Here is a 589-nt window from a genome sequence, read left to right as displayed (position 1 = left end):
CCGCTCTATACTGTTCAGTTTTGAGAGATCAAGGGCATTGGGCCTATAGCTCAGCTTGGTTAGAGCGCACGCCTGATAAGCGTGAGGTCGGTGGTTCAAGTCCACCTAGGCCCACCAAGCAGAGTTTTTGTTTTTTTTGTAAGGGTTGGGGGTGTAGCTCAGCTGGGAGAGCGCCTGCCTTGCACGCAGGAGGTCATCGGTTCGATCCCGTTCACCTCCACCAGTCTTTTAGAAGTCTAAGACAAGATGACGAACATCTTTGATGTTCATCATCTTCTTTTAAACTTTTAAATATACAAATGGTTTCAGGTACGACAGATTTGGTCATTTAAGACCCATCGCTAGAGTAAGCTCTGCGATGTGTTTTAAATGACCGAAGATGGCGTGCATGAGAACATTTGAAGATCTTTGACAATTGAATAGCAGGGTATCTAAATCGTAAACCCGATTGGTGCTTGCAAGGCTTAGGCTTTGTGCACGATAACAGTCGGTGTATTACAGAATTAAGCGTTTAGAGTTATAACTTAGTTTATAAAAGACTTATGGTTAAGCTACTAAGGGCTGACGGCGGATGCCTTGGCACTAGGAG

Annotated in this window: 2 tRNA genes; both read left to right on the top strand. The window is 44.7% G+C overall.

Annotated elements, in window-relative coordinates:
• The first annotated feature begins 39 nt into the window (after positions 1-39).
• Positions 40-117 (top strand) — tRNA-Ile (locus JWJ90_RS22890).
• A gap of 30 nt (positions 118-147) precedes the next feature.
• Positions 148-223: transfer RNA gene (locus JWJ90_RS22885), tRNA-Ala, on the top strand.
• Positions 224-589: the final 366 nt, after the last annotated feature.

This window comes from Desulfobulbus rhabdoformis, from assembly GCF_016919065.1.
GTDB lineage: Bacteria > Desulfobacterota > Desulfobulbia > Desulfobulbales > Desulfobulbaceae > Desulfobulbus > Desulfobulbus rhabdoformis.
The sequence above is the reverse complement of the archived record's forward strand: the minus strand, read 5'-3'. Positions and strand labels throughout refer to the sequence as shown.